At 39.8% G+C, this 25,077-nt stretch carries 24 protein-coding genes, 2 tRNA genes, 1 riboswitch and 1 other annotated feature (1 of these 28 only partly in view); of the genes, 25 read left to right on the forward strand and 1 reads right to left on the reverse strand.

Going from position 1 to position 25,077, the window contains the following annotated elements; all coding sequences use genetic code 11:
- Positions 1-80: 80 nt before the first annotated feature.
- The 8 genes from fadR (at position 81) to ACFS5O_RS09635 (ending at position 8,000) form a co-directional block, all read left to right on the forward strand.
- Positions 81-683 (forward strand): fatty acid metabolism transcriptional regulator FadR, encoded by a 603-nt coding sequence (gene fadR, locus ACFS5O_RS09600; RefSeq protein WP_205727010.1) that lies wholly within the window; start codon positions 81-83, stop codon positions 681-683.
- A gap of 26 nt (positions 684-709) precedes the next feature.
- Positions 710-1,483 (forward strand): enoyl-CoA hydratase, encoded by a 774-nt coding sequence (locus ACFS5O_RS09605; protein ID WP_205727009.1) that lies wholly within the window; start codon positions 710-712, stop codon positions 1,481-1,483.
- 14 nt (positions 1,484-1,497) lie between these two features.
- The gene (locus tag ACFS5O_RS09610) at positions 1,498-2,268 is read left to right on the forward strand and encodes an electron transfer flavoprotein subunit beta/FixA family protein (RefSeq protein ID WP_205727008.1); all 771 of its coding nucleotides are present in this window, start codon (positions 1,498-1,500) and stop codon (positions 2,266-2,268) included.
- A 12-nt stretch (positions 2,269-2,280) separates the two neighbouring features.
- A complete protein-coding gene (locus tag ACFS5O_RS09615; protein ID WP_066396682.1) occupies positions 2,281-3,252 on the forward strand; it encodes an electron transfer flavoprotein subunit alpha/FixB family protein in 972 nt (323 codons plus the stop codon).
- A 72-nt stretch (positions 3,253-3,324) separates the two neighbouring features.
- The gene (locus ACFS5O_RS09620) at positions 3,325-3,918 is read left to right on the forward strand and encodes a histidine phosphatase family protein (protein ID WP_205727007.1); all 594 of its coding nucleotides are present in this window, start codon (positions 3,325-3,327) and stop codon (positions 3,916-3,918) included.
- A 114-nt stretch (positions 3,919-4,032) separates the two neighbouring features.
- Positions 4,033-4,344: a thioredoxin gene (gene trxA, locus ACFS5O_RS09625; protein WP_066396676.1), complete on the forward strand. Its 312-nt coding sequence runs from the start codon at positions 4,033-4,035 to the stop codon at positions 4,342-4,344.
- Positions 4,345-4,561: 217 nt separating this feature from the next.
- The gene (gene uvrC, locus ACFS5O_RS09630; RefSeq protein ID WP_318300289.1) at positions 4,562-6,313 is read left to right on the forward strand and encodes an excinuclease ABC subunit UvrC; all 1,752 of its coding nucleotides are present in this window, start codon (positions 4,562-4,564) and stop codon (positions 6,311-6,313) included.
- Between the two features lie 65 nt (positions 6,314-6,378).
- Positions 6,379-6,567: riboswitch (Lysine riboswitch) on the forward strand.
- A gap of 194 nt (positions 6,568-6,761) precedes the next feature.
- A complete protein-coding gene (locus tag ACFS5O_RS09635; RefSeq protein ID WP_205727005.1) occupies positions 6,762-8,000 on the forward strand; it encodes an aspartate kinase in 1,239 nt (412 codons plus the stop codon).
- Between the two features lie 33 nt (positions 8,001-8,033).
- On the opposite strand, the gene ACFS5O_RS09640 is transcribed toward ACFS5O_RS09635, so the two are convergent.
- Positions 8,034-8,480 (reverse strand): YslB family protein, encoded by a 447-nt coding sequence (locus ACFS5O_RS09640; RefSeq protein WP_137788708.1) that lies wholly within the window; start codon positions 8,478-8,480, stop codon positions 8,034-8,036.
- A 303-nt stretch (positions 8,481-8,783) separates the two neighbouring features.
- On the opposite strand from ACFS5O_RS09640, the gene ACFS5O_RS09645 reads away from it, so the two are divergent.
- The 17 genes from ACFS5O_RS09645 to ilvD all read left to right on the forward strand — a co-directional run bounded on the left by ACFS5O_RS09645 (position 8,784) and on the right by ilvD (position 25,033).
- A complete protein-coding gene (locus tag ACFS5O_RS09645) occupies positions 8,784-9,392 on the forward strand; it encodes a succinate dehydrogenase cytochrome b558 subunit (RefSeq protein WP_066396658.1) in 609 nt (202 codons plus the stop codon).
- Positions 9,393-9,407: 15 nt separating this feature from the next.
- Positions 9,408-11,168: a succinate dehydrogenase flavoprotein subunit gene (gene sdhA / locus ACFS5O_RS09650; RefSeq protein ID WP_205727004.1), complete on the forward strand. Its 1,761-nt coding sequence runs from the start codon at positions 9,408-9,410 to the stop codon at positions 11,166-11,168.
- A 2-nt stretch (positions 11,169-11,170) separates the two neighbouring features.
- Complete coding sequence (gene sdhB / locus ACFS5O_RS09655; RefSeq protein ID WP_066396653.1) at positions 11,171-11,926, forward strand: succinate dehydrogenase iron-sulfur subunit; 756 nt, start codon at positions 11,171-11,173, stop codon at positions 11,924-11,926.
- A 100-nt stretch (positions 11,927-12,026) separates the two neighbouring features.
- Positions 12,027-12,494 (forward strand): acyl-CoA thioesterase, encoded by a 468-nt coding sequence (locus tag ACFS5O_RS09660; RefSeq protein WP_318300256.1) that lies wholly within the window; start codon positions 12,027-12,029, stop codon positions 12,492-12,494.
- Between the two features lie 155 nt (positions 12,495-12,649).
- Positions 12,650-12,874 carry a helix-turn-helix domain-containing protein gene (locus ACFS5O_RS09665; protein WP_066243534.1) on the forward strand — a complete coding sequence of 75 codons (225 nt, stop codon included), beginning with the start codon at positions 12,650-12,652 and terminating at the stop codon, positions 12,872-12,874.
- 128 nt (positions 12,875-13,002) lie between these two features.
- Positions 13,003-13,878, forward strand: a complete 876-nt coding sequence (glcT, locus tag ACFS5O_RS09670; RefSeq protein ID WP_379839035.1) for a glucose PTS transporter transcription antiterminator GlcT — start codon at positions 13,003-13,005, stop codon at positions 13,876-13,878.
- A gap of 201 nt (positions 13,879-14,079) precedes the next feature.
- A complete protein-coding gene (ptsG, locus tag ACFS5O_RS09675; RefSeq protein ID WP_205727002.1) occupies positions 14,080-16,152 on the forward strand; it encodes a glucose-specific PTS transporter subunit IIBC in 2,073 nt (690 codons plus the stop codon).
- Positions 16,153-16,165: 13 nt separating this feature from the next.
- Entirely contained in the window at positions 16,166-16,432 is a 267-nt protein-coding gene (locus ACFS5O_RS09680; protein WP_066396644.1) for a phosphocarrier protein HPr, read from the forward strand.
- Complete coding sequence (gene ptsP, locus ACFS5O_RS09685; protein ID WP_205727001.1) at positions 16,432-18,144, forward strand: phosphoenolpyruvate--protein phosphotransferase; 1,713 nt, start codon at positions 16,432-16,434, stop codon at positions 18,142-18,144. Before ACFS5O_RS09680 ends, ptsP begins: the two co-directional genes overlap by 1 nt.
- 238 nt (positions 18,145-18,382) lie before the next feature.
- Positions 18,383-19,177 carry a glutamate racemase gene (racE, locus tag ACFS5O_RS09690; RefSeq protein ID WP_318300255.1) on the forward strand — a complete coding sequence of 265 codons (795 nt, stop codon included), beginning with the start codon at positions 18,383-18,385 and terminating at the stop codon, positions 19,175-19,177.
- A 161-nt stretch (positions 19,178-19,338) separates the two neighbouring features.
- A complete protein-coding gene (locus ACFS5O_RS09695) occupies positions 19,339-20,385 on the forward strand; it encodes a GerMN domain-containing protein (protein ID WP_318300254.1) in 1,047 nt (348 codons plus the stop codon).
- A gap of 204 nt (positions 20,386-20,589) precedes the next feature.
- The gene (locus ACFS5O_RS09700) at positions 20,590-21,198 is read left to right on the forward strand and encodes an XTP/dITP diphosphatase (protein WP_318300253.1); all 609 of its coding nucleotides are present in this window, start codon (positions 20,590-20,592) and stop codon (positions 21,196-21,198) included.
- Positions 21,183-21,713: a metallophosphoesterase family protein gene (locus ACFS5O_RS09705; protein ID WP_205726999.1), complete on the forward strand. Its 531-nt coding sequence runs from the start codon at positions 21,183-21,185 to the stop codon at positions 21,711-21,713. Before ACFS5O_RS09700 ends, ACFS5O_RS09705 begins: the two co-directional genes overlap by 16 nt.
- 81 nt (positions 21,714-21,794) lie before the next feature.
- Positions 21,795-21,868, forward strand: a tRNA-Gly gene (locus ACFS5O_RS09710).
- Between the two features lie 189 nt (positions 21,869-22,057).
- A tRNA-Arg gene (locus tag ACFS5O_RS09715) sits at positions 22,058-22,134 on the forward strand.
- 304 nt (positions 22,135-22,438) lie between these two features.
- Positions 22,439-23,341: a branched-chain-amino-acid transaminase gene (ilvE, locus tag ACFS5O_RS09720; RefSeq protein WP_205726998.1), complete on the forward strand. Its 903-nt coding sequence runs from the start codon at positions 22,439-22,441 to the stop codon at positions 23,339-23,341.
- A gap of 24 nt (positions 23,342-23,365) precedes the next feature.
- Complete coding sequence (gene ilvD / locus ACFS5O_RS09725; protein WP_205726997.1) at positions 23,366-25,033, forward strand: dihydroxy-acid dehydratase; 1,668 nt, start codon at positions 23,366-23,368, stop codon at positions 25,031-25,033.
- Positions 25,034-25,036: 3 nt separating this feature from the next.
- Positions 25,037-25,077 (forward strand) — a binding site (T-box leader); it runs 225 nt beyond the window's last position.

Genomic DNA, 25,077 nt, shown 5'->3' on the forward strand with positions numbered 1-25,077 from the left:
AAGATTTGTTTTACAATTATGAATGAACAATCATTCATTTTTGAAAAGATGATTGTGTTATACAAAAAGAGGCGATAGAAATGAAACGTAAAGGTCCAAAATACGAAAAAATAATTGATGCAGCTGTAAATGTGATTGCAGAACATGGCTACCATCAATCCCAGGTATCAAAGATAGCGAAAGAAGCAGGTGTCGCTGATGGCACCATCTATCTATATTTTAAAAATAAAGAAGATCTGCTTGTTTCTGTTTTTAATGAGAAGATGGGGACCTTTATTGAAAAAACAGAAAACGAGTTAAAAAGTAACGATTCAGCCATTCAGAAGCTTAGAATTCTTGTTGAGATGCACTTTAAGCAACTGACTGCTGATTTTGAACTATCAATCGTAACACAGCTAGAACTTCGGCAGACAAACAGACAACTTCGTGCAAAGATTGGTGAAGTATTAAAGAGATACTTAGATTTAATCGACTCTATCTTAAAGGATGGAATGCAAGAAGGTGTTTTTGTTAAGAACATGGATTACAGATTGGCTCGTCAGATGATCTTCGGAACGATTGACGAAACAGCAACAAACTGGGTAATGAACGATCATCGATATGATCTACCTGCGCTTGCTGGTCCCGTACATCAGATGCTTGTAAACGGCCTGTCCGTTCGGTCTGTAAATCTAGATGATTGATTTCTAATAAAGGAGGGAATATGAAGTTGGAATTCTTACAAATCGAAAAACAAAATAAAGTGGCAACGATTAAACTTAACCGTGCGCCAGCCAATGCTTTATCAACTGGAGTTATTGAAGAAATCGACAAAGCACTCGATCAGATTGAAAACGATAACTCTGTTAAAGCGATTGTTATTTTAGGAGAAGGACGCTTCTTTTCAGCAGGAGCTGATATCAAAGAGTTTACAGAAGTTCCTGATGAAAAGGGTTTTGCAGAGCTTGGGAAAAAAGGACAAGATGTTTTTAACCGAATCGAACAGTTCTCAAAACCAGTAATCGCTGCCATTCATGGAGCAGCACTAGGTGGCGGTCTTGAACTAGCGATGAGCTGCCACGTAAGACTTGTGGCCGATGACGCAAAACTCGGTCTACCCGAGCTCACACTAGGACTGGTTCCGGGATTTGCAGGAACTCAAAGGTTACCACAACTTGTAGGTGTACCTAAAGCTTGTGAGATGCTCCTTTCAAGTAAGCCGATCTCAGGCAAAGATGCTGTCACGTTCGGTTTAGCAAACAACTCTTATCCAACAGAAGAACTTTTTGAAAAGGCTTACAAAATGGCTGAAGAGTTTTCCATGAAAAGTGCGGTCTCCATAAAGTACACGCTAGAGTTGTTGCATTATGCGAGAAATGGCCTCTATGAAAAAGGTGCAGAAAAAGAGCAAGAACTGTTTGGGAAAGCTTTTAAAAGTTTTGATGGACAAGAAGGAATCTCAGCATTTATTGAAAAAAGAAAGCCTGAATTTCAGGACCGATAACTAGGAGGGTAACGATGAACATTTTTGTTATTTTAAAACGTACTTTTGATACAGAGGAAAAAATTTCTGTTTCAAACAATAAGATCTCTGAAGACAGTGCAGAATTCATTATTAATCCATATGACGAATATGCGATTGAAGAAGCGATCACATTAAAAGATGCACACGGTGGTACTGTTACGGTGGTCACGGTTGGAGATGAAGATTCTGAAAAAGAGCTTCGTACAGCACTTGCTATGGGAGCAGATCAAGCAGTTCTTATCTCGAATGAAGACTTGAACAGCCAAGATCAATTCACGACTTCTTCTGTTTTGGCAGCTTACTTTAAAGATAAAGAATACGACATCATTCTAGGCGGAAACGTTGCGATTGATAACGGAACGGGTCAAGTTGGGCCGCGTCTAGCAGAATTACTAGATATTCCACATGTAACAACAATTACAAAGATTGAAATAAACGGGACGACTGTAAACATTGAACGTGATGTAGAAGGAGATCTTGAAAAGATTGAAACATCACTTCCATTATTGGTTACAGCACAACAAGGGTTGAATGAGCCTCGTTATCCTTCGTTACCAGGAATCATGAAGGCAAAGAAGAAGCCTCTTGAAACGTTGGAGTTAGATGATCTTGAAATTGATGAAGATGATGTTGAAGCGAAAACAAAAACAATAGAAGTTTATCTTCCTCCTAAAAAGGAAGCTGGAAAAATCCTATCAGGTGAAACTCCAGACCAAGTAAAAGAACTTGTATCTCTGTTAAGAAACGAAGCGAAGGTAATATAAGGAGGAGTCATCATGGCAAAAAAAGTATTAGTACTTGCAGAATCCCGTGACGGTGCGTTACGTAATGTTTCATTTGAAGCAATTGCAGCAGCAAAAGAAATCTCTGGCGGCGGAGAAGTGTTCGCAGTATTATGCGGTGACTCTGTTCAGTCGTTAGCAACTGAATTGATCCACTATGGAGCTGATCGTGTACTTACAGCGGAGAATGAAAAACTAGCAAACTATACACCAGATGGATATTTTCAGACATTAAAGCAGATCATCGATGATGAAAGCCCTGAGGCTATCGTTTTCGGACACACATCATTAGGGAAAGACCTTTCACCAAGACTTGCAGCTCGTCTAGAATCTGGACTGATCTCAGATGTTACAGGACTTGAACAAGCTGGTGAGAACACGGTGTTTACTCGTCCTGTATATTCAGGAAAAGCTTTTGAAAAGAAACTAATCTCAGATGGTCTAGTATTCGTTACGATTCGTCCGAATAACATCGCACCATTAGAGAAGGATGAATCTCGTTCTGGTGATGTAACATCTGTTTCTGTTGATATTAAAGACTTAAGAACGATTGTTAAAGAAGTGGTACGTAAAGCATCTACGGGCGTAGATCTAGCAGAAGCAAAGATCATCGTTGCCGGCGGTCGAGGCGTGAAATCTGAAGATGGCTTCAAACCTCTTCAAGAACTTGCAGATGTACTGGGTGCAGCTGTAGGAGCTTCTCGTGGTGCTTGTGATGCCGATTATTGTGATTATTCATTACAGATCGGTCAAACAGGTAAAGTTGTAACACCTGATCTGTATATCGCTTGCGGGATCTCTGGAGCCATTCAGCATCTAGCTGGGATGTCCAACTCTAAAGTTATCGTCGCGATCAACAAAGATCCAGAAGCTAGCATCTTCTCAGTAGCAGATTACGGAATTGTTGGTGACCTGTTCGAAGTCGTACCATTATTAACAGAAGAGTTTAAAAAAGTGTTAGTATAATAGAATGTAATGAATGAAAACGTCCGCTTTTCTGGGCGTTTTTTTCAATTATGGAGCGAGGAAGGTGTTTTGATGACTACAATAGCATTTATTCGTCACGGTGAAACTGATTGGAATACTGAAAGAAGAGCTCAAGGCTGTAAGGATATCCCGCTTAATGACAATGGAAAGTACCAAGCAGAACGTTTAGCAGAAAGATTTACAGATGAGAAATGGGATGCTATATATGCTAGTCCACTTCTTAGAGCGTATAAAACAGCAGAAGCTATCAGCGGGGTAACAGGGTTAGACGTGATCGCTGACGAAAGACTCCGCGAAATCTCTTTCGGTGAGACAGAAGGTACTACTGAGATCGAACGAGTCGAACGCTGGGGAGAAAATTGGATGGAGCTTGACTTAGGCAGGGAAACAAATGAGGAAGCAGATCTTCGATGGAAAGCAGCATTACAAGACATTATCCAAAAGCATAAGGATGAAAAGGTATTGATCATTAGCCATGGGGCTTTACTCGTAAGGATCTTTAAAGAACTTTTACAAGACGATACGGATCGCTGGTACGGTCTAAATAATACGTCTTTTTCGGTCTTTAATCTAAAAGCAGAAAACGATTGGACTTGTGCATTATTTAACTGTCAGAAACATCTTGAAACGAGTGCTAAGGTATAACGTTTGTCGAATTGAAAACTTGGGTACCATAAACGTGAGCAAACTATTAGCAACTGTAACATTTGTGGGATATACTTTGTTTACACTTTGATATTTAAAAGGAGGGCCAAATAAATGGCTATTGTTAATGCATCAGATCAAACATTTAATACAGAAACGAACGAAGGTTTAGTACTTGCTGACTTTTGGGCACCATGGTGCGGACCTTGTAAAATGATCGCTCCTGTTCTTGAAGAAGTAGATCAAGAAATGGAAGAAGTAAAAGTAGTTAAGCTTGATGTTGATGAAAACCAAGAAACAGCTGGTAAATACGGTGTTATGAGTATTCCTACTCTACTTGTATTCAAAGACGGTCAAGTGGTCGATCAAGTAGTAGGTTTCCAACCAAAAGAAGCTTTAGTGGAACTTTTAAACAAACATAAATAAGCTTAGCACGAAAAGCCCGGTTGATAGGGCTTTTTTTTTTGCGCTTTTTTACAAACGCCTCAATATTTTCTAGGAAATATTGTCGATAAATGAGAATATGTGGTATAGAATTCACGATAGTATTATGAACACGTTGATACATGGTATGATAGTAGTAAAGACTGCTGAGAGCGGAGGGGGGATGAAATTGACCTCTATTTCTGTAAAACAAAAGTTAATGTTACTTCCAGACCAACCAGGTTGCTATCTCATGAAGAATGAGTTCGGGAAAGTCATCTATGTAGGGAAGGCGAAAGTGTTAAAGAATCGTGTTAAGTCTTATTTTTCTGGGACACATGATGGCAAAACACAGAGACTCGTAAGTGAGATCAGAGATTTTGAATATATTGTAACTTCTACCGAGATGGAAGCATTAGTCTTAGAGATGAATTTAATAAAAAAGCATGACCCTCGTTATAACGTGATGCTTAAAGATGACAAGAGCTATCCATACTTAAAGATCACCGCTGAAAAACAGCCGCGACTTCTATATATACGGAAGATCAAAAAAGACGGCGGAAAATATTTTGGTCCGTTCGTGAACGCTTATGCTGCCCAAGAAACGAAAAAACTGTTAGATCGCATTTTTCCACTTCGAAAGTGTGACACGATGCCTAAACGTGTATGTCTGTATTATCATATCGGTCAATGTTTAGGTCCTTGCGTATATGATGTAACCGAACAAGAAAACAAGAAAATGGTTGACGGCATCGTGAAATTTCTTAACGGCGGTTATCAGGACGTTAAAAATGAGTTATCGGAAAAGATGCTTGAAGCTTCTGAAGCATTGAACTTTGAACGCGCAAAAGAGCTTCGAGATCAGATCCAGCACATTGAAGCTGTTATGGAAAAGCAAAAGATGATGACAGCAGATCTAGTCGATCGAGACGTGTTTGGCTACCATTTTGATAAAGGTTGGATGTGTGTACAAGTCTTCTTTATCCGACAAGGTAAAGTGATCGCCCGAGATATTTCTGTCTTTCCGTTTTATGGAGAGGCGAATGAAGATCTCCTCACTTTTATTGGTCAGTTCTATCTGCAAAAGAATCACCTTCTTCCTAAAGAGATTCTGCTTCCTCAAGAAGTGGATGCTAATCTTATATCGGAACTTCTTCAAGTGAAAGTATTGCAACCGAAAAAAGGACAAAAGAAGGAGCTGGTAGAATTAGCCACTAAGAACGCGTCATTAGCTCTTCACGAAAAATTTGCCCTAATCGAGCAAGATGAAGCGAGAACGATTAAAGCCGTTGAGAACCTTGGCGAAAGAATCGGAATTGCTGCTCCTTATCGTATCGAAGCGTTCGATAACTCGAATATACATGGAACAGATCCTGTTTCTGCGATGGTTGTTTTTGTTGATGGTAAACCGTATAAAAAGGATTATCGAAAATACAAAATTAAATCGGTAGAAGGACCAGATGATTATGCTTCCATGAAAGAAGTTGTTCGCCGCAGGTATACGAGAGTGTTAAGAGAAGAAGGAGAGCTTCCTAATCTTATTTTGATCGATGGGGGAAAAGGCCAGATATCAGCGGCTCAAGATGTGTTAGAAAACGAGCTTAACTTATTTATTCCTGTGGCAGGTCTATCGAAAGATGAAAAACATAGAACGTCACAGCTATGGATCGGTGATCCTCCAGAGATGATACACTTGGCTCGAAACAGTCAGGAATTCTATCTGTTGCAACGAATTCAAGATGAAGTTCATAGGTTTGCGATCTCTTTCCACCGAAAAGTTCGCTCCAAAAGTATGTTTGAGTCAACATTAGACAGCATTGCTGGCATCGGTGACAAACGGAAGAAGATGCTTCTTCGCCATTTTGGATCATTAAAGAAGTTAAAAGAAGCTTCCGTTGATGAGATTCAAGCAGCAGGTGTACCTAAACCAGTAGCAGAGCTGATCGAAAAAGCATTTTTATCAAATGAGTAGTTGCAGCCATTGAGTAACTTTGTTAAAATGAATGCAACTTTATAAATATGCCATGCTTCGTATGAAGTGATGGTAGAGGAGCAGGAACCAATAGTAACCCATCTGAAGAGAAGAAGCTCTGGTGATGATGGTGGAAAGGGGATTCTTGCCGAAGTGTAAAAGGACTTCTAGCCTTTTATGCTGGACCTGTATTGAATAAATACAGAGCTGTCACACAAGTCCCCCCAGGATTTGTGTGGAGGACTATCTCACGAGGGGGGAACAAACTTGGCTTGCTACGGATTATAGCAACAATAGGGTTTTTCCTTATTGTTGCTTTTTTGTATTTACTTTTCAGTTTTCGTCCGAAAAGTATACGTGCAAACTAAGTGACGTGGTCACTTTCGCGTCAACAAAGTCTTCTAATTAAAAGAGATAGAATCTTACAACTAGAAAGGATTTGGAGTAGATGGGGAGAATCGTTCAAAAATTCGGTGGAACTAGTGTTGGCTCTGTTGAGCGTATACAAAATGTTGCAAAACGAATTATCCATGAAGTGGATGCAGGAAATGAAGTAGTAGTTGTTGTTTCAGCGATGGGTAAAACTACGGATGAACTTGTCAAACTCGCAACAGAGATCAGTGGGAACCCTTCTAAACGAGAGATGGATATGCTGCTTACGACAGGAGAGCAAATTACGATCGCCCTATTGACGATGGCGCTGCATCAAGAGGGTTACAAAGCTCAATCATTAACAGGATGGCAAGCGGGCATTCAAACGGAAGATGCCTTTTCAAATGCTAGAATATTAGACATCGATTCAAAGCGCATCTCTTCGCTTTTAGAAGAAGGTCATATCGTGGTAGTTGCTGGTTTTCAAGGACTAATTCCTGAAACAAAGGATATTGCCACTCTTGGTAGAGGTGGATCAGATACTACAGCGGTTGCTCTAGCTGCAGCTTTAAAAGCAGAACGATGTGACATCTATACCGATGTAACAGGCGTTTATACGACAGATCCGCGGGTAGTGAACTCAGCTAGAAAACTACCTTCGATCTCTTATGATGAGATGTTAGAGATGGCTAACCTTGGTGCAGGGGTTCTACATCCAAGAGCGGTTGAGTTTGCTAAAAATTATAATATTACTTTAGAAGTAAGATCTAGTATGAGCGAAGAACGTGGAACATTAGTAGAGGAGGAAGTATCGATGGAACAAAATTTAATGGTTAGAGGTCTAGCATTCGAAGGAAATATAACAAAAATTACGGTTTCTTCAGTACCTAATGAAATGCATGCTTTAGCCGAACTGTTTACGATTTTGGCTTCGAACGGTATAAACGTAGACATCATCATTCAAAATGTATTAAATGAAGAAAAAACGAATATTTCTTTCTCGATCGAATCAAATTCATTGTCTGCTACACAAGAAGTGCTTGCCGCGCATCAAGGAAAATTAGGATTTGAATCAATCAGTTATGAACAAGGTCTAGCAAAGGTGTCCATCGTTGGTTCAGGCATGATCTCGAATCCTGGAGTAGCCGCTAAAATGTTTAAAGCTCTGTCAGACGAAGAGATTATGATCAAGATGGTGAGTACTTCTGAGATTAAGGTATCAACTGTTGTAAAACAAGAGGATATGATCAAGTCGATTGAAACGCTGCATGATGTGTTTGAGTTAGATGCTCGTGTTCCCGTTCAGAACACGTAAACATTGAAAAAGCCGGCAATCCGCCGGCTTTTGTTATTCAATCGTATCTTTTTTGTCCCATTGAACAGTGATAAAAACCTTGTTTCGTTTTGTAGATTCTAAAGCTTCTGTCGTACATTTTTTTTGCAGCTGAACTTGTTCAGCGAGGAAGCCTGCTTCTAGGCTGAATGTTTGATGATTGAAGTTTTCCATGCGTTGCATGATCAATTGAGAGTTTAAAGAGAAATTCATCTCTGTTTTTGAAGCTTCGATCATTTCAAGAGTACCCCAGCCAGCTTCAACAAAAAAAGCGTGAACTTCTTCCATCGTATGTAAAGGATATTTTCTAGCTAAGTGTCTTCCTGCCCAATAGAGAATATTTCGTTCTTGTTTGCCAAGAAGTTCAGGCAATAAGTCGCTGCGAAGGATCTCATACCCAAAAGCTGAAACAGAAAGCTGTTCTACAGGGGTGTTTTCATCCTTTGTCTTTTGTTTAAACATTCTGCATCCCTTCTTTCTAATTTTATTATAACGGGAAAGCGGTTTAAACTCTATAGCAACTATCAGTATTTGTCGAAAATCTTGAACGTCCAAAAGCGTTGGTGTATCAAGAAAATTTACGCATTTAGTTGTTAGCGTTTTCTTGACGGTGTCAAACGATGGGAGTAAAATGAACATGTTGCTAGTTAATTAAGCTAATTGTTTAACACTCATCCTCTAAAAGAGGAAACTTAAAACGCTTACATGTGGAGAGGAACAAAGATTAGCAGCCAGAGAGAGGCTAAATTTGAAGGGGGCAAGAGAATGGCTGGCAGTAGAGATTTTATTAACAGAAGAATTCATTCATTATTAGGAGTAATTCCGATCGGGATCTTTCTCGTGCAGCATTTAGTTGTGAACCATTTTGCAACGAGGGATGCTGAAGCATTTAACAAAGCGGCTCATTTTATGGAAAGTTTACCTTTTCGTATTTTCCTAGAAACGTTTGTGATCTACTTACCAATTTTGTTTCATGCCGTATATGGACTTTACATTACGTTTCAAGCAAAAAACAATGTTACCCGCTATGGCTACTTCCGCAACATGATGTTCCTCGTTCAGCGTGTAACAGGCGTGATCACATTAATTTTTATCGCTTGGCATGTGTGGGAAACACGTGTACAGGCTGCTTTTGGACAAGAAGTGAACTTTGATATGATGGCAGACATCTTAAGTTCTCCGTTCATGGTTGCCTTCTATCTTGTAGGTGTTTTATCAGCAGTATTCCATTTTGCAAACGGATTATGGTCGTTCTTTGTCAGCTGGGGCCTTACAGTTTCGCCTCGTTCACAGAAAATATCAACATACGTAACAATGGGTGTATTTGTTGCACTTGCAATTGTTAGCGTAAGAACAATCTTTGCATTCATTTAAAAGGGGTGAGACAAATTGAGTAATCAGAAAATAATTGTTGTTGGCGGAGGTCTCGCCGGTTTGATGGCTACAATAAAAGCAGCTGAAGCTGGTGTTAACGTTGACCTCTTTTCAGTTGTTCCAGTAAAACGTTCGCATTCTGTTTGTGCTCAAGGTGGTATAAACGGTGCTGTAAATACGAAAGGTGAAGGAGATTCCCCGTGGGAGCACTTTGATGACTCTGTATATGGTGGGGACTTCTTGGCGAACCAACCTCCTGTAAAAGCAATGTGTGACGCGGCTCCAGGAATCATTCATCTAATGGACCGTATGGGTGTAATGTTTAACAGAACACCCGAAGGATTACTTGACTTCCGTCGTTTTGGAGGAACTCAGCATCATCGTACTGCATTTGCTGGTGCCACAACAGGTCAGCAGTTATTGTACGCACTTGATGAGCAAGTTCGTCGCCACGAGGTAGCAGGTCTTGTAACGAAATATGAAGGTTGGGAGTTCTTATCAGCTGTAATCGATGACGAAGGTCAATGCCGAGGGATTACTGCTCAAAACTTGAAAACGATGGAGATCGTAAGTTTCCCTGCTGATGCCGTTATTATGGCGACAGGTGGACCTGGAATCATTTTCGGTAAATCTACGAACTCTGTTATCAACACAGGTGGAGCGGCTTCAGCTCTTTATCAGCAAGGGGTATATTATGCGAACGGTGAGTTCATTCAAATTCACCCGACTGCTATCCCTGGAGATGATAAGCTTCGATTGATGAGTGAATCAGCACGTGGTGAAGGTGGACGTGTTTGGACGTATAAAGACGGAAAACCTTGGTACTTCCTTGAAGAGAAGTATCCAGCATACGGAAACCTTGTTCCTCGTGATATCGCTACACGTGAAATTTTCCATGTGTGTGTGGATTTGAAGCTAGGAATCAATGGTGAGAACATGGTATACCTTGATCTATCACACAAAGATCCTAAAGAACTAGATATCAAGCTTGGTGGAATCATCGAGATCTATGAGAAGTTCATGGGAGATGACCCTCGCAAAGTTCCAATGAAGATCTTCCCTGCGGTTCACTATTCTATGGGTGGAATGTGGGTTGATTATGATCAGATGACGAACATTCCTGGTCTCTTTGCAGCTGGTGAGTGTGAGTATCAATATCATGGAGCTAATAGATTAGGAGCGAACTCGCTACTTTCAGCTATCTTCGGTGGTATGGAAGCTGGCCCGTCAGCTGTTCGATATATTAGAGGATTAGAAAAAACAGTTGAAGATGTATCTTCTACTGTATTTGATAACCAAGTGAAAAAAGATCAAGAAGTATACAACAACATTCTATCAATGGATGGAACTGAAAATGCTTATGTGATCCATAAAGAGCTTGGAGAATGGATGACAGACAACGTAACGGTTGTACGATACAACGATAAATTGAAACAAACGGATGAAAAGATCCAAGAATTGATGCAACGTTACAAGAACATCAATATTAATGATACATCCAAATGGAGCAATCAAGGTGCATCATTTACGCGTCAGCTATGGCACATGTTGCAACTGGCTCGTGTAATTACGCTAGGTGCACTTAACCGTGATGAGAGCCGTGGAGCACATTACAAACCAGACTTCCCTGAACGTAATGATGAACAATGGTTAAAAACAACAAAAGCGAAATTTAATCCAACAACGAACGGACCAGAATTTGAGTATGAAGAAGTAGATGTTTCGCTTATCCAGCCACGTAAACGTGACTATTCTAAGAAGAAGGCAGGGGTGTAAGCATGAGCACAAAAATGGTGAAATTCATCATCTCAAGACAGGACAACCCAGAAACTGCCCCATATTTAGAAGAGTTTGAGATTCCGCATCGTCCAAATATGAACGTAATATCTGCTCTTATGGAAATTCGTAGAAACCCTGTTAACGCAAAAGGGGAAGCTACGACTCCCGTTACTTGGGAGATGGGTTGTTTAGAAGAAGTTTGTGGAGCATGTTCGATGGTGATCAACGGAAAGCCGAGACAATCTTGTACGGCTCTTGTTGATCAATTGGAACAGCCGATTCGTCTTGAACCAATGAAAACATTCCCGGTTGTCCGTGATTTGGCGATCGATAGAAGTAGAATGTTTGATGCACTTAAACGAGTTAAAGCATGGATTCCAATCGATGGTACGTACGATCTTGGACCAGGTCCTCGTATGCCTGAGACAAAGCGTCAATGGGCATATGAACTTTCAAAATGTATGACTTGTGGTGTATGTTTAGAGGCATGTCCGAACGTGAATACAAACTCAGACTTTATTGGACCTGCACCTTTATCACAAGTTCGTCTATTTAACGCTCACCCAACTGGTGAAATGAATAAAGAAGAACGTTTAAACGCGATCATGGATGACGGAGGGCTTGCAGAGTGTGGGAACTCGCAAAACTGTGTACAGTCTTGCCCGAAAGGAATTCCTTTAACAACATCAATCGCTGCACTTAACCGTGATACAAGCTTCCAAGCATTCAAGAACTTCTTTGGTAGTGACCGTTAAAGTATCATACAGAGCTTCTCTCATCAGGGAGAAGCTTTTTTTAAAACCAAATAACTGAATAGCGATTCATAAAAATCTGTAAGGAAAGGCGGTAAAGAATTTGGCTAGACAAGATTACATATCAAATATGGATGAGTGGAGAAATGAATTTTCTTTTTTTCATGAGTTACAAGTACGTTTTGGTGAGATCGACGGATTTGGCCACGTGAATAATACGAATATCTTTACTTATATGGAAGAATCACGCATCGCCATGTTTAAGGAATTGGGTTTGATGAATGACTGGGGAGCTCCTGATTCAGTAGAGATCCCGGTCGTGGCAGACCTTCAATGTGATTATTTAGCACAGATTATGTACGATGAAAGATTAAGAGTATATGTGAAGATAAATGAAGTAGGTTCCTCTTCCATTGACATCCATTACTTAGGAATCAACGAGAAGCATAATCCTGTATTTACAGGAAGAGGTGCGATCGTACAGATTTCTAGGAAGAATGGACGACCCGTTAAGTGGAGTGATGAGCTAAAGAAACAATTAAAACGTTTTTCTAAAGAAGCCCATGTATAAAAATGGGCTTTTTTTTAATGTGTATCTGTAATATTCTTCATACTTTTTAAATGAACCAAGTCACTCTCATCTGACTCCTTACATACTATATGTTGACTAAATACTTCCAATATTCGTTGGCGGTTCCTAAACCCTAGCAAGGAGGGGTGAATTCATTGAAAGATAAACACTACCGACCGAAGCCTCTACTTACAAAAAGAGAGAGAGAAGTTTTCGAACTACTAGTTCAAGATAAGACCACAAAAGAAATTGCGGAACAATTATTTATTAGTGAGAAAACAGTTCGTAACCATATTTCAAATACCATGCAAAAGCTTGGGGTTAAAGGACGCTCTCAAGCCGTTGTAGAGTTATTGAGGCTTGGAGAACTCGAGATTTAGTCAGAAAGCGGCTTTCATTGTGAAAGCCGTTTTCAGTTTGGGTATGCAGCAGGCAAAAAGTGTAATTGATTTTTCTCACCGTTTTCCGCTATGATGTATGCTATGATGTTAGTGGTTTATGGACCTAAATGAAAAAGGTGAAAAATTTCATGAACAAAAGCCTGCAAGTAAAAAAAGTTTTGAATAATAATGTAGTGGTCGCAATTAATTCTTCCGGTGAGGAAAGAATTGTTATAGGAAAAGGAATAGGGTTTGGAAAGAAACAAGGTGAAGAAATTTTTCCTAAGCAAGTAGACAAGTTATTTGTGTTGAGAGACGAAAACGAACAAGAACAATACAAAACGCTACTAAATTCAATAGATGAAAAGATTGTAGAATTGATCAATGATGTCATTGTTCATATACGAACTCGTTTTAAGAATGAGTTAAACGAGCATATCCATGTTGCGTTAACCGACCATATTACATTTGCGATTAAACGACTTGAACAGAGTATGGATATCAAAAATCCATTTCTAACTGAAACGCAAACGTTATATCCAAAAGAATATACGGTCGCTGAAGAGGCGATCGAAATTATTAATAAATCGCTGGGTATTCATCTCCCTGAGGGTGAGATTGGTTTTGTTGCACTACATATTCATAGCGCTATAACGAATAAAAGTGTAACCGATATTAAGAAGCACTCAGAGCTTATCAACACTTTAATGCAGATGATACAAGATTCTTTTGAACTTTCATTAGATACGAAAAGCATTAATTATTTACGTCTTGTCCGACATTTAAGACATGCGATTGAACGTGTTTCTATGGGCGACATCATGGAAGAACAAGAAAAGTTAGCAAATGTGTTGAAAGAAGAATATCCTTTATGCTACAATTTGGCGTGGAAGTTGATTAAGGTTATGCAAAATACCTTACAAAAACCCGTGCCGCATGCAGAGGCAGTATATTTAACTATGCATTTGCAAAGGCTTTCGCGTTATGACAATGACGACAAATGATAAAAAGAATATAGAACAACTCGTTTTTACGTGTTACTGATTCGATCAGGCATAAGTAAGAAACAAAAGTGTAGTAGATGCTTAATTAGGATATATTAATTCTGATTAGGAATTTGCTCATGTTTCTTATTTATGTCTTTTTTTGTTTGATGCATGCGAAAGTAAATGGAAGGGTTATCATATTTAAAAGGAGGACTTCCTATGTGGAAAAAATTATTTGGTGTTCTTCAACGCGTAGGTAAAGCACTTATGTTGCCGGTTGCTATTTTGCCAGCAGCAGGTCTGTTGCTTGCCTTTGGTAATGCGTTCAAAAACCCAGCGTTGATCGAGAGAATACCTGCATTAGATGCAGCCTGGTTCCAACTTGTTGCAGACGTAATGGAGAAATCGGGAGACATTGTTTTTGCTAACTTATCGTTACTGTTTGCTGTAGGTGTTGCTGTAGGATTAGCAGGCGGTGAAGGTGTAGCAGGATTAGCTGCTATAATTGGTTACTTGATTATGAACGTAACCATGAGCGTTATTGAAGGTGTAACTCCTGATATGATCGGAAAAGATCCTTCTTTTGCGAACGTACTCGGAATTCCAACACTTCAAACGGGAGTGTTTGGCGGTATCATCGTCGGTATTTTAGCCTCCTATCTATATAAGAGGTTCTATAACATTGAACTTCCTCAATACTTAGGGTTCTTTGCCGGAAAACGTTTTGTACCGATTATTACAGCAGTATCTGCCTTAGTACTAGGTATTGTAATGACGTTCATCTGGCCACCTGTTCAGCATGGACTTAATACGTTCTCTGAAAGCATGATTAATTCGAACTTGACGGTCGCAGCGTTTATCTTCGGAGTGATTGAACGTTCATTGATTCCTTTTGGACTTCATCACATATTCTACTCGCCGTTCTGGTTTGAGTTCGGCTCTTATAAATCTGCAGCAGAAGGACTTGTTCGTGGTGACCAAGCGATCTTCTTTGCACAATTAAAAGATAACGTTGAACTAACAGCGGGTACATTTATGACTGGTAAATTCCCGTTCATGATGTTTGGACTTCCAGCTGCGGCATTAGCGATGTATCATGAAGCGAGACCTGAACAAAAGAAGATCGTTGCGGGTATCATGGGTTCTGCAGCGTTAACTTCTTTCTTAACGGGAATCACGGAACCACTTGAGTTCACATTCTTATTCGTTGCTCCAGTATTATTTGGAATTCATGCTATTTTCGCAGGGCTTTCTTTTATGGTTATGCATCTGTTAAATGTTAAAATAGGTATGACTTTCTCTGGTGGTGTAATTGACTACTTATTGTTCGGAGTGCTTCCTAACCGTACTGATTGGTGGCTTGTCATTCCTGTAGGTCTAGTATTTGCAGTGATCTATTACTTTGGTTTCCGTTTTGCGATTCGAAAATGGAATCTTAAGACACCAGGTCGAGAAATCGTGGATGATGAAGTTGAAACAAATGTTGGACCGTCCAATAAAGATTCATTAGCAGCGAATATTTTAGAGGGATTAGGCGGAGAGTCCAATATCTCTAACCTTGACGCTTGTATCACTCGATTAAGAGTTTCTGTAAATGATCCGAAAGAAGTAGACAAGGATCGATTGAAAAAACTCGGAGCATCCGGCGTTCTTGAAATGGGTAATAACATTCAAGCAATATTCGGTACACGATCAGATACAATCAAGAGTGAAATACAAGATATTATCAATGGTAAGACTGTAGCAAAACCTAAGAACGCAGAGAAAACACCTGAACAAGGAAAAGTTTTAGAAACAAACAATGAAGGTGCTACACCAACTTCATCGATTTCTACAGATGATGATCGTTTTGTTTCCCCGATTAAAGGGAAAATACTTCCAATCACAGAAGTTCCTGACCAAGTTTTCTCAGGAAAAATGATGGGTGATGGATTTGCGATCGAACCAGCAGAAGGTTTGGTGGTTTCACCTGTTAATGGTAAGATAATGAATATCTTCCCGACAAAACATGCCATAGGTATTGAGTCAGATTCAGGTAAAGAAATTCTCATTCACTTTGGTATCGATACAGTGAAACTTAAAGGTGAAGGTTTTGAGAGCTTTGTTTCTGAAGGAGACAGAGTTAAGATCGGCCAAAAGATTTTAAAGGTTGACCTGAACTTTGTTAAGGAAAATGCACCATCCGTAATCACACCGATTGTTTTCACAAATTTATCGGATGAAACAGTTTCCGTCGAAAAAACAGGAACTGTGGCTATAGAGGAAGAAAATATTATTACATTCAAAAAATAAAGGGGTAATTATCATGGCAGAAAAAACATTTAAAGTAACTAGCGAATCAGGAATTCACGCACGTCCAGCAACAACTTTAGTTAACCAAGCAGGTCAGTTCAGCTCAGATATTACACTTGACTACAACGGAAAAAGCGTTAACTTAAAATCAATCATGGGCGTAATGAGTCTTGGAATTCAACAAGGATCTTCAATCGTGATCAAAGCAGAAGGTTCAGATGCAGATGAAGCAATCGCAGCATTAGAAAATGTAATGAAAAAGGAAGGGCTTGGTGAGTAATGTCTGAAAAAATTTCAGGTATTGCAGCATCAGCCGGCATCGCAATCGCAAAAGCGTTTGTTCTTCAAAACCCTGAATTAAAGATCGAAAGAAAATCGATTTCCGATTCAGCGAGTGAGATCGAGCGTTTTGAAGCAGCGCTAAAGGTTTCGAAAGAGGAACTTTCTGTTATTAAAGAAAAAGCGAACAAAGAGTTAGGCGAAGATAAGGCAGCGATTTTTGCTGCCCATCTTCTTGTTTTGAGCGATCCAGAACTAGTTGATGCTGTAAAACAAAAGATCGAGAATGAAAAAGTAAACGCAGAAGCGGCAATGGACGATGTTTCATCCATGTTCATCAATATGTTTGAGTCGATGGATAACGAATACATGAAAGAGCGTGCTGCAGATATTCGTGACGTTTCGAAACGAGTGTTGGCACATCTGTTAAATGTGACGTTTACAACACCTGCAAGCATCACTGAAGAGGTTGTCATCCTAGCTGAAGATTTAACTCCTTCTGACACGGCTCAATTAAACCGTAATTTTGTTAAAGGATTTGCAACTGACATTGGCGGGAGAACTTCTCACTCAGCAATCATGTCTCGTTCAATGGAAATTCCTGCAGTAGTAGGAACGAAAACCATTACGGAAAACGTTGAGAACGGCGTAATGGTAATCATCGACGGTTTAGATGGACACGTAATCGTGAATCCGACTGAAGATGAAATCGCAACGTATGAAGAGAAACAAAAACAATATCAAAAGCAAAAAGCGGAATGGGCAAAGCTAGTGAATGAAAAAACATTCTCAAGCGATTCTGTTCAAGTTGAGCTTGCGGCTAATATTGGAACACCAGCTGACGTTAAAGGTGTATTAGAAAACGGTGCAGAAGGCGTTGGCTTATACCGTACAGAATTCCTTTACATGGGCCGAGACCAACTTCCTACTGAAGAAGAGCAGTTCAAGGCATATAGTGAAGTGCTTCAAAAGATGGAAGGCAAACCGGTGGTTATCCGTACACTTGATATCGGTGGAGATAAAGAGCTTCCTTATTTAAATCTTCCGAAAGAGTTAAATCCTTTCTTAGGATTCCGTGCGATACGCCTCTGCTTAGAAGAGCAAGAAATATTCCGTACGCAACTTAGAGCGCTTCTTCGTGCTAGCCAATATGGGAATTTGAAGATCATGTTCCCGATGATTGCTACACTTGGAGAATTCCGTGCTGCTAAAGGGATTTTATTAGAAGAAAAAGAAAAGCTCGTTTCAGAGGGTATAGAAGTATCTGAATCCATTGAAGTTGGTATCATGGTGGAAATTCCATCAACAGCTGTAATGGCAGATACATTTGCTAAAGAAGTTGACTTCTTCAGTATCGGTACCAACGATCTGATTCAATATACGATGGCTGCTGATCGTATGAACGAACAAGTTTCTTACTTGTATCAGCCGTACAATCCAGCGATTTTAAGATTAGTAAAAATGGTTATCGATGCAGCTCATAAAGAAGGCAAATGGGCTGGTATGTGTGGAGAGATGGCAGGCGATCCAATCGCAATTCCAATTCTTCTTGGCCTAGGCCTCGATGAATTTTCAATGAGTGCTACATCTGTACTTCCTGCTCGTAGTCAGATTTTAAGTCTTTCTAAAGAAAAGATCAGTGCACACATGGATGAAATTCTTCAAATGGAAACAATGGAAGACGTTGTGAAGTTTGCAGAAGAAAATTTCTAAAGTAGAAAAAAGACTATGGGGAAATATCCATAGTCTTTTTCTATAGATGTTAAACACGGGAGTGGTTGATTTCCGCTCCAGGTTGCTCGCTTTCCATGGGGCGTGCGGTGAGCCTTATGCAGTTCACAAACTTTAAAACATTACATTAACGAATGGTATTGCAATTTCATAAAAATATTAGCAGAATAGAAAACAGTGATTTAACGCCAGTATGTATAGAGAGATGAGGCGATGTTTTTTGAATAGACCCATTGGAGTCATTGATTCAGGAGTGGGAGGCTTAACGGTAGCAAGAGAGATCATGAAGCAGCTACCGAAAGAAGAAATTATTTACTTAGGTGACACGAAAAGGTGTCCGTATGGTCCAAGGCCATTTGAAGAGGTTAGGACTTATACATGGGAGATGATCGACTATCTTTTAGAACAGAAAATTAAGATGCTTGTCATTGCTTGTAATACGGCTACTGCAGCAGTATTAGAAGAAGCGAAGAGAAAGTTAGACATTCCGGTCTTAGGGGTTATCCATCCGGGTGCCCGTTCTGCTTTAAAAGCGACGAAAAATAATCACGTTGGTGTCATAGGCACAGTCGGAACGATCAACAGCGGTGCTTATAAACAGGCACTAACGCAGATTCGTAACGATGTAATCGTAGAAAGTTTAGCATGTCCGTTGTTCGTTCCGCTTGTTGAACAAGGAAAGTTATCAGGTGAAGAGACATTAAGTGCGGTTTCTGAAACCTTATATCCGCTAAAGGATGTATCAATCGATACGTTAATTCTGGGATGTACTCATTATCCGCTATTAAGACCGATTATTCAGCAAGTGATGGGAGAACACATCACGTTGATCTGTTCTGGTGCAGAAACTGCACGTGAGGTTTCTGTCATCCTTGATCATAGCAGACTTTTAAATACAGCAGATGCTAAACCCGTTCATCGGTTTTTAGCTACAGCAGAGAGCAATCATTTTCTGCAAATTGCTAACCACTGGTTAGACCGTAAGATTGAAAAAGTAGAATGTATTCAGTTGTAGTTTCCATAGCACTAGATTTTGGTAATCTCTTGAAGATAATATTGTAGTAAAAAGAGTAGAATCCATTTAGGGTTCTGCTCTTTTTATTTTTTGTACAAGTGGTCTATCGGAAGAAGATAGCTCGTATACATAATAGTACAAACCACTTGAGGAGGGAAAGTATGCGCAAAATGATGAAGTCAGGAGCACCGCTTATTATATTATCAGCTTCATTGCTGGTATCAGGTTGCGGACTATGGGGAGAGAAAGCAGGAAATGAGCTTGATCCCCCTAAAGTGAATTATGTGAAAGAGGGTCAGTCGCTTGATAAGAAGGATAAAGCAGCGAGTGCAGAACAAACGAATAAACGTCAGCTGTTTTTATTCGACAGTAATGGCATGGTTGTACCGCAAGTCCTTGCTCTTCCAAAGAACGATGAAACAGCGAAACAAGTACTGCAGTACCTGGTTAAGGATGGTCCTGTAAGCAATATGCTTCCTAACGGTTTTCAAGCTGTTCTGCCGGCAGATACAGAAGTGTTGTCGGTAAATATTAAAAAGGGAACAGCTACAGCGAATTTTTCAAAAGAATTTACGGAGTATAACGCAGCAGATGAAATGAAGATCTTGCAAGCTATTACTTTTACACTTACTCAGTTTGATAACATAAAGAAGGTTAAAATTCAGATCGCAGGAAAGAACCAAAATTCAATGCCTGTTAACAATACACCAGTAGGTGATGGTGTGAGCCGAGTGGACGGTATAAATCTTGAAAATGGCAGTGTCGCAGATATCACAAACAGTGAACTTGTAACACTCTATTTCTTGGCACAGACACAGGATCAAACGTATTATGTACCTGTAACACGCCGAGTTGCAAAAGAAGGAACAGATAAGGTAACCGCAACGATTAAGCACCTAATTGATGGGCCTTCTGCAGAAAGCAGCCTTTTAACAGACTTTAGAACAGATGTGAAATTGTTAAGTACACCTGTCGTCAAAGATGGTGTTGTTACGCTTAATTTTAATGGAGCTTTGTTAGATAATAAAGAAGAAAGTATGATTGCAGATGAAGTGTTAAATTCCATTGTACTTTCTCTTACAGAACTTTCTGAAGTGAAAAAAGTAGCGATTAAAGTGGATGGAAAGTCTAAAATATTTAATGAAAAAGGGAAAGAACTCACAGCCCCAGTTTCAAGACCTAAAGAAGTGAATACAGGTGAATTTTAAAATCAAATAGGTTGTGATACAGTAAAGAGGCGAATATTCGTCTCTTTTTTAATGCTCTGTTGTTTTGAAAGTAGTTCATTTCCGTTTCAGGTGCTTCGACTTCGGCGGGGCATGCGGGAAACTTGATTGTTGAAGCCGTTTCACCAAATGACCGTAATATCAAAAACCTATAGAAAAGCTTTTTACAAAACGGAGGCGTACCTAATGAAAATTTTAGTTGCTACGAAAAATAAGGGTAAAGCAAAAGAATTCAAATCGATGTTTGAAAACCTTGGAGTTGAGATCCTCTCTTTAAACGACATTGAAGGAAGTCCTGATGTTGAAGAAACAGGCGTTACATTTGAAGAGAACGCAATTTTAAAGGCAGAAACCATCTCTAATCAGATGAATATTCCTGTTATTGCTGATGACTCTGGATTAGAAATCAATGCCCTAGAAGGAAGACCTGGCGTTTATTCGGCTAGGTATGCAGGAATACATAAAAGTGATGAAGATAACATGAAAAAAGTACTAGAAGAACTACAAGATGTTGAAGATAGCCATAGAGATGCTCAGTTTGTATGTGCTTTGGCTTTTGCCAGACCTCAAAAAGAAACGCTGGTTGTAAAGGGAGAATGTAAAGGTCAGATTTTAAGAGAAAAACGGGGTACCGAAGGTTTTGGGTATGACCCGATCTTCTTTCTTCCTCAATTAAATCGTTCCATGGCAGAATTAACGAAAGAAGAAAAAAATAAAATTAGTCATAGAGCTGTAGCTTTAGAAAAACTTAAAAAACTGATCAATGAGGAGGATCTCTTATGGGAAAAGCCTTAATTGTTAGCGATAGTCATGGTTTAACAGATGAGTTAGAAACATTGAAGAGACGTTATCAAGACGATGTAGATCTAATGATACATTGTGGCGATTCAGAACTTTCGACATCATCGAAAGAGATGTCTGGTTTTATAACCGTTAAAGGAAATATGGATTATTTAGGGGATGATTTTCCTAACGAAGCCATTGAACTGTTAGAAGATACATGTATATATATAACGCATGGTCATCTATACGATGTGAAGATGTCTTATCTTTCACTTGCGTACAGAGCAGAGGAGACAGGAGCAACCATTGCTTGTTTTGGGCATTCACATATAGCTGAAGCTTTTGAACGTGAGGGAATGATCTTTATCAATCCAGGAAGTATCAGGCTGCCTAGAGGTTCGTTTGAGAAGAGTTATGCATTATTAGAAATTGAAGATAGAAGCATTTCAGTTAGTTTTTATTCATTCGATGGTAAACGTATCGATCAGTTAAGTAAGACTTTCGAAAAAAAACCAGTAAGAAAATAAAAAAGTTGAGAAAATGGGTTGACTATAATTTAGATATCATGTATATTTAGTTATGTCGTCGCGACAAGGTCTAAATTGTCTGCGGGTGTAGTTTAGTGGTAAAACAAGAGCCTTCCAAGCTCTGGTCGTGAGTTCGATTCTCATCACCCGCTCCATTTGTTTTTCTCACGTTCAAATGGTCCATGAAAAGTTACATCTAAAGTTAACAGATCTTACAATTAAAATGCATGATAAAAAATATATTTGTATCCACAGTCGACGGGTGGAACAAATCACTGTGTGCCCGCAGCGCATGGTAATTGCGGAAAGCGCCATTGCTATGCGAAAGGGGCTCCAATACATATGTCCCAGTAGCTCAGCCGGATAGAGCATACGCCTTCTAAGCGTACGGTCGGGAGTTCGAATCTCTCCTGGGACGCCATAATACTTACATAAAACAACTTTTCGACACGCTTGATATCCTCTATTAAAGGAAATCAAGCGTGTTTTTTTCATTTCTATTGAAAGCGCTTTAAAAATGTTTACAATGTGACGCGTTAAAGCTTCAAAACCTTATGGGCATAGGGATGAAAGCGTGTGCAAAATAACTGAAAAGTCAGAATTCATTAAAAAATACAAAATTCGTGGTTGATTCTTTAATAAGATGGGCGTAATATTGTCAACAATTATTAAATTATTTTTAAAAAATTCAAATAATTCAAATGGACAAGTAAAGGAGGATCACGATGCAGGAGCAATGGGTTTATGTTAATGGTGAGCACGTATTAAAGGAAGACGCCAAAGTCTCAGTTTATGATCATGGATTTTTATATGGAGATGGGGTGTTTGAAGGTATTCGAGTCTATAACGGAAATGTGTACCGATTAGAAGAACATCTTCAACGTTTATACGAATCAGCTCAATCCATTATGCTGACAATTCCACACACTAAAGAAGAACTAACAGACATCATTGTTCAAACGCTCCAGAAAAATAAATATCGTGATGCTTATATTCGATTAGTTATTTCACGAGGAAAAGGAAATTTAGGATTGGACCCTTTTACATGCGGCCAACCTGGAGTCATTGTCATTGCGGAACAGCTTGCACTATTTCCTAAAAAACTTTATGAAACAGGTTTAGAAATCATAACGGTGGCAAGCAGAAGAAACCGCCCGGATGTATTAAGTCCTAAGGTTAAATCGCTAAACTACCTAAACAATATCTTAGTCAAGATTGAGGCTAGCCTTGCTGGTGTAAGTGAAGCATTGATGCTAAACGATCAAGGGTATGTCGCGGAAGGTTCTGCGGATAATGTGTTCATCATCAAAGGGAACACCATTAAAACACCACCAGGATACTTAGGGGCTTTAGAAGGAATTACTCGAAATGCGATTGTTGAAATTGCGCGAGCACAGGGCTACAAAATGGTTGAAGAACCATTCACGAGACATGATGTTTATGTAGCAGATGAAGTATTCCTTACTGGAACTGCTGCTGAAGTTATTGCAGTAGTAAAAGTAGATGGAAGAGTGATTGGAAACGGAGCACCAGGTGAACATACGAACAAACTTTTAAAATCCTTCAGAGAGAAAGTAGTTGAAGAAGGAGTTAAGGTATATCCAAATCAAGCCGTTCAAGCGGGATAAAAGAAGTATAGGAGTGTTACAGATATGCGCAGTAATATGATCAAACAAGGAATCGATAGAGCCCCGCACAGAAGTCTTCTCCACGCAGCGGGAGTTGCACCAGAGGATATGGATAAACCCTTTATCGGCGTTTGTAATTCCTATGTTGATATTATTCCGGGGCATATGCATCTAAACAAAGTAGGGGAATGGGTAAAAGAAGCCATTCGAGAAGCTGGTGGAATTCCATTTGAGTTTAATACGATCGGTGTAGACGATGGTATTGCAATGGGACATATCGGCATGAGGTATTCACTTCCGAGTCGAGAAGTCATTGCAGATGCAGCCGAAACGGTGATTAACGCCCATTGGTTCGACGGGGTTTTCTACATACCAAACTGTGACAAAATCACCCCTGGTATGTTGATGGCTGCTGTAAGGACGAATGTTCCAGCAGTGTTTGTTTCAGGTGGTCCGATGGAAGCAGGGAAGTCTATGGCAGGAAAATCCCTATCCCTTGCCTCGGTATTTGAAGGAGTAGGTTCTCACTTAGCGGGAAAGATGACGAGAGAAGAACTATTAGAACTTGAAACGAGTGCTTGTCCAACTTGTGGATCCTGTTCTGGTATGTTTACAGCCAACAGCATGAATTCCATCATGGAGATGCTAGGAATTACATTACCGGGTAATGGTACGATCGTAGCTACCTCAGACGAAAGAAAAGAACTGATCAAAGAGGCTGCGACATCACTTATGGATCTTGTGAAAAACGATATAAAACCTAGAGATATTATCACGAAAGAAGCAATTGATGACGCTTTTGCGTTAGACATGGCGATGGGCGGCTCAACGAATACCGTACTTCATATGCTTGCCATCGCAAATGAAGCTGAGATTGATTATGACTTATCATCAATCAACGAGATCGCAGAACGCATTCCGTATTTATCAAAGATCAGTCCTGCTTCGGATTATTCTATGCAAGATGTTCACAGAGCGGGTGGTGTTAGTGCGATTATCAATGAACTTTGCAAAATGGAAGGGGCGATCCATAACGACCGGTTAACGATAACTGGAAAAACCCTCGAAGAACGAGTGCGTCACGCTGAAATTTTAGATGATGATGTTATCCGTAGAAGAGATAAGGCTTATTCACCAGTAGGAGGTCTATCCATTCTTTATGGAAACATTGCACCGGATGGTTGTGTGATTAAAGTAGGTGCAGTTGATCCTTCAATTAAAACATTTCAAGGCGAAGCAATCGTCTACGAATCCCAAGAAGAAGCGATTGAAGGCATAAATAACGGTGAAGTAAGAGAAGGGCATGTCGTTGTCATTCGATATGAAGGACCGAAGGGTGGGCCAGGTATGCCGGAGATGCTCTCCCCAACTTCAGCTATCGCTGGAAGGGGATTGAGCACAAAAGTAGCGCTGATAACGGATGGGAGATTTTCAGGTGCTTCCCGAGGTATCTCAATCGGTCACATCTCGCCAGAAGCGGCACAGGGCGGACCGATCGCGTTCGTAAACAATGGTGATCCAATCTTAATAGATCTAGTAAATAGAACGATTCATGTTTTATTAACAGAAGAAGACTTAAAAGAAAGAAAAGAAGGCTGGGTGAAACCCGAACCAAAGATTAAAAAAGGTTACCTCGCACGCTATGCAGCACTCGTAACATCAGCAAATACTGGAGGAATCTTAAAAATTTAAAACAATAAAACGATGACGGAGAACAATGGTAGATGTGGGATACA

Origin of the sequence: Fictibacillus nanhaiensis, from assembly GCF_042686385.1 — a bacterium.
Lineage (GTDB): Bacteria > Bacillota > Bacilli > Bacillales > Fictibacillaceae > Fictibacillus > Fictibacillus nanhaiensis.